Here is a 4,636-nt window from a genome sequence, read left to right as displayed (position 1 = left end):
TCGCCGACCACCTCGGCGAATCGCGCCCTGACCGGCTCCGGCTCGCCGTGCACGGCTTCGAGAGCGCGTCCCTGGGCGACCCGGTCGGCGGCGATCGCCACGTGCAGCGCGACATCGGCCGCGGCGAACTCGTTGACGAAGTAGCCGAGCTCGCCGAGCCGCGCGACGAGGTCACTCTTGAACGCGCCGAGAGCGTCGGACGGGATCGCCATCGCGTCGGCCGCGCGTCGCAGCGCAGCGAGATCGAACGCCCCCTCCTCCATCTCGTCGTGGGCGAGGCGGCTCACGAACCGACGCTGTGCGAGCTCGGACCCCTCGAGCCGGATGCGCGATCCGGCACGTTCCAGCGACAGCTCGGATCCGCTGAGCAGGGCCCGCACGCGACCGAGGTCCGCCTCGAGCGTCCCAGAGCTGACGTGCATGCGGTCGGCGGTCTCGTACACGTCGATGCCGGCCGGCTGATCCAGCAGCGCGCGCACGAGCGCGTGCAGCCTCTCGCGCGGTGTTCCGGCATCAGCCTCCGCGCCCGCGCGCAGGACCGCCGAAGCCGCCGCCGTGGCGCGATAGCCGGCCGGGCCCGACTCGATCGCCTCCGTCCCCGGCACCCGGGCGTTGGCTGCGGTGACGTAGGTCCGGACGCTGCGCGGCGTGACGCCCAGCTGATCGGCGAGGGTCGCGGCGGTGACCCATTCCCCGCGGCGGATGAGGATGCCGAGCACCCTGTCCTGCCGACGCCGCGTCATGCTCGCCAGTCAACCATGCGGCTCGAGGGGCCACGGTCGAAACTTTCCGCCCGGGCGGAAACAACCCTCGTTGCGGCGCTTACAGCGGCCGGTCAGGATCGAGCAGAAGGACTTTGCGAAGAAGAAGAGGCTGTGCGGTCGATGAGGATCCTCGTGGTGTGCGGTGCGGGCGCGTCCAGCACGTTCGTTGCACTGCGCCTCCGTCGCGCCGCCTCCCTGGCCGGGATGCCGCTCACCGCATCCGCCGGATCCGAGTCCTCTCTCGCGGATGATCTCCGCTCGGCCGACGTGGTCCTCGTCGGTCCGCACCTCGAGCGCTCCCTCGACGAGATCCACGCCCTCGCCGCCCCGCGAGGCGCGCGCGTCGTGCTGCTTCCGGACGACATCTTCACCGACGGCGACGGCAGCCGCGCTCTGGCGCTCGTAGCTGCCGCCGCCTCCTCCGATCCGGAATCCGCGACCGCGGAAACCGCCTGACGAAAGGACACCACCATGGCCACTCGTACCGTTCAGATCGGCTCCTCGCACGGGCTTCACGCACGTCCCGCGAAGCTGTTCGCACAGGCGGCGAAGGACGCAGGGATCCCCGTCACGGTCGCGAAGGGCGACGGCAAGCCCGTCAACGCGGCGAGCATCCTCGGCGTGATCGCGCTGGGTGTCGAGCAGGGCGACCAGGTCACGCTCACCGCGGAGGGCGACGGCGACGAGGGAGTGCTCGACACGCTCGAGCAGCTGCTCGTCACCGATCACGACGCCGAGTGAACGCCATGAGCGACACGATCACGGGCGTCGGCATCGGCCTTGGCGTCGCCCACGGGCCGGTCGCCCGCATGGCCGAGCGTGCTCCCGCGCCGCGCGACGAGCCCAGTTCCCGTGCCGCGGACGAGGAGGCAGCGCGCGTGCGTGAGGCCGTCGCCGCGGTGGCGGCCGAGCTCAACCGGCGCGCGGAGACCGCCGGCGGAGCCGCCAGGGACGTGCTCGAAGCGCAGGCGATGATGGCCGAGGACCCCACGCTCGAAGAGGCCGTGCAATCGCGGCTCGAGGACGGCAAGACGTCCGAGTGGGCCGTGCACGACGCATTCGCGGAGTTCCGCGCGACACTCGAGGCCGTGGGCGGCTACCTCGGCGAGCGCGCCGCCGACCTCGACGACGTCGCCGCGCGCGTCATCGCGCACCTGCGCGGCGAGCCGGCGCCCGGCGTGCCGACCCCCGGCCACCCGTTCGTGCTCGTCGCACCCGACCTCGCCCCGGCCGACACGGCGCTGCTCGACCTCGACCCCGACTCGCCCAACCGCGTGCTCGCACTCGTCACCACGGACGGCGGGCCGACCTCGCACACCGCGATCCTCGCGCGCGAGAAGGGCATCGTCGCGGTCGTCGGGGCCTCGGAGGCGGCGCACCTCGCCGACGGCGACACCGTGATCGTGGATGCCGCGAGCGGTTCCGTCACCGCGGATCCGTCGGACGAGCAGCTGTCCGACGCGCAGCGCCGCGCAGACGAGCGGGCCGCAGCGGAGGCCGCTCCCGTCACACCGGGTGCGCTGGCGGACGGGACCGCCGTGCCGCTGCTGGCGAACCTCGGCTCGCCCGCCGGTGCGGCCGAGGCGCTCGAGCTCGGCGCCGAGGGGGTGGGTCTGTTCCGCACCGAGTTCCTCTTCCTCAGCTCCAAGGAGGCGCCGACGGTCGAGGCGCAGCAGGCGGAGTACACGAGGCTCCTGACCGCGTTCGCCGGCAAGAAGGTCGTCGTGCGCGTGCTCGACGCCGGGGCCGACAAGCCGCTGCCGTTCCTGAACGACGCGCCGGAGGACAACCCCGCTCTGGGCCTGCGCGGTCTTCGCGCGCTGCGGGCGAGCGAGCAGATCCTGCGTGATCAGCTGACCGCGCTCGCGCGCGCCGACGCCGACACGGACGCCGATCTGTGGGTCATGGCCCCCATGATCGCGACGGTCGAGGAGACCGAGTACTTCACGTCGCTCGCGCGCGAGCTCGGCCTGAAGACCGCGGGCGTCATGGTCGAGGTCCCCGCGAGCGCGCTGCTCGCCGACCGGGTGCTGAAGCGCGCCGACTTCGCGTCGATCGGCACGAATGACCTCACGCAGTACACGATGGCGGCGGATCGTCTGCTGGGCACCGTCGCTACCCTGCAGGATCCGTGGCACCCAGCGGTGCTGCGCCTCATCTCGCACGTCGGCGAGGCCGGCGCCGCGCAGGGCAAGCCGGTGGGGATCTGCGGCGAGGCCGCCGCGGATCCACTGCTGGCGGTCGTGCTCGTCGGCCTCGGCGCCACCACCCTGTCGATGGCGCCCGCGGCCCTGGCCGACGTGCGGTACTCCCTCGGCCGCTTCACGATCGACGACGCCCGTCGCATCGCGCAGGCGGCGCTCGACGCGGACGACGCGGCCGGCGCCCGTGCCGCTGCCCGGGCCGCGGCCGGATCCTGAACCTTTTCCTACCCGAATCACCTCTACCCCGAACACACCAGAAAGACGAGTCATCATGACGGACACCCAGGTCGCGGCGAAGTCGCCCGGCGGCATCCGAGTGGGCGTGCAGAAGGTCGGCACGTTCCTCTCGGGCATGATCATGCCCAACATCCCCGCGCTCATCGCGTGGGGCATCTTCACCGCGTTCTTCATCGCCGCCGGCTGGACGCCCAACGCGGCGCTCGAGTCGATCGTCGGCCCGATGATCCACTACCTCCTCCCCGTCCTGATCGCCTACCAGGGCGGCCGGATGATCTACGAGACGCGCGGCGCCGTCGTCGGCGCGGTCGCGACGTTCGGAGCTATCGCGGGCTCCGACTGGCTGATCGCGCAGCGCAACATCGAGCTCGCGGCCGCGGGCGAGGACCCCATCGGCCAGATCCACATGTTCATCGGCGCGATGATCATGGGCCCGCTCGCCGCCTGGTGCATGAAGCGTCTCGACCGGCTGTGGGACGGCAAGGTACGCGCCGGCTTCGAGATGCTCGTCAACATGTTCTCGGCCGGCATCTTCGGCTTCGTCGCCGCCGTGTTCGCGTTCTACGTGCTGGCGCCGGCCGTGAACTGGATCATGGACGTCCTCGGCGGCGCCGTCGGCTGGCTGGTCGACAACGGCCTGCTGCCGCTAACGAGCATCCTGATCGAGCCGGCGAAGGTCTTCTTCCTGAACAACGCCATCAACCACGGCGTGCTCACCCCGCTCGGCACGGCTGAGTCGGCCGAGACCGGCAAGTCGATCCTGTTCCTGCTCGAGGCGAACCCCGGCCCGGGTCTCGGCATCTTGCTCGCCTTCACGTTCTTCGGCGTGGGTGCGGCGCGCGCTTCGGCTCCCGGCGCGGCGATCATCCAGTTCTTCGGCGGCATCCACGAGGTGTACTTCCCGTACGTGCTGATGAAGCCCGCGCTGCTGCTCGCCGTCATCCTGGGCGGTGCGACGGGCGTCGGCACGAACGCGATCTTCCAGACGGGCCTCGTCGCTCCTGCCGCGCCGGGTTCGATCATCGCGGTTCTCGCCCAGACGGCGCGCGACAGCTACGTCGGCGTGATCCTGTCAGTCATCCTCTCGGCGCTCGTGACCTTCCTGGTGGCGGCGGTCATCCTGCGCGCGAGTCGCAAGCGTGACCTCGCGGCCGAGGCGGCGGGCGCGGACGGCTTCTCGGCCGCCGTGGCGCAGACGCAGGCGAACAAGGGCAAGTCGTCCGCCGCGCTGAGCGGCCTCACCGGCGCCACGGCCGGCGTCGCGACCCTCGCCCCGACGCAGGCGATCGAGCGCGTGGTGTTCGCGTGCGACGCCGGCATGGGCTCCTCGGCCATGGGCGCCAGCGTGCTGCGCAACAAGTTCAAGGCCGCGGGCATCACCGACGTCAGCGTGACCAACAAGGCGATCGCGTCGCTCGACGGGAACGCCGA

At 71.7% G+C, this 4,636-nt stretch carries 5 protein-coding genes; 4 read left to right on the top strand and 1 reads right to left on the bottom strand.

Annotation, left to right across the window (positions count from 1 at the left end):
- On the bottom strand, positions 1–743 hold a 743-nt coding region (locus tag RIF89_RS11230), incomplete at its 3' end, for a helix-turn-helix domain-containing protein (RefSeq protein ID WP_309069197.1).
- Between the two features lie 141 nt (positions 744–884).
- On the opposite strand from RIF89_RS11230, the gene RIF89_RS11225 reads away from it, so the two are divergent.
- The 4 genes from RIF89_RS11225 to RIF89_RS11210 all read left to right on the top strand — a co-directional run.
- Positions 885–1,220, top strand: coding sequence for a PTS sugar transporter (locus RIF89_RS11225; protein WP_309069196.1), 336 nt, complete (start codon positions 885–887; stop codon positions 1,218–1,220).
- A gap of 15 nt (positions 1,221–1,235) precedes the next feature.
- Positions 1,236–1,505, top strand: coding sequence for an HPr family phosphocarrier protein (locus tag RIF89_RS11220; protein WP_309069195.1), 270 nt, complete (start codon positions 1,236–1,238; stop codon positions 1,503–1,505).
- A gap of 5 nt (positions 1,506–1,510) precedes the next feature.
- Positions 1,511–3,184: a phosphoenolpyruvate--protein phosphotransferase gene (ptsP, locus tag RIF89_RS11215; RefSeq protein WP_309069194.1), complete on the top strand. Its 1,674-nt coding sequence runs from the start codon at positions 1,511–1,513 to the stop codon at positions 3,182–3,184.
- 55 nt (positions 3,185–3,239) lie between these two features.
- Positions 3,240–4,636 (top strand): PTS mannitol transporter subunit IICB (locus RIF89_RS11210; RefSeq protein ID WP_309069193.1); only part of this gene is annotated, 1,397 nt, incomplete at its 3' end.

The organism is Microbacterium sp. (genome assembly GCF_031178525.1).
Classification (GTDB): Bacteria; Actinomycetota; Actinomycetes; order Actinomycetales; family Microbacteriaceae; genus Microbacterium.
Note: the sequence above shows the minus strand (reverse complement) of the source record. Positions and strands in the feature narration are given on the sequence as shown.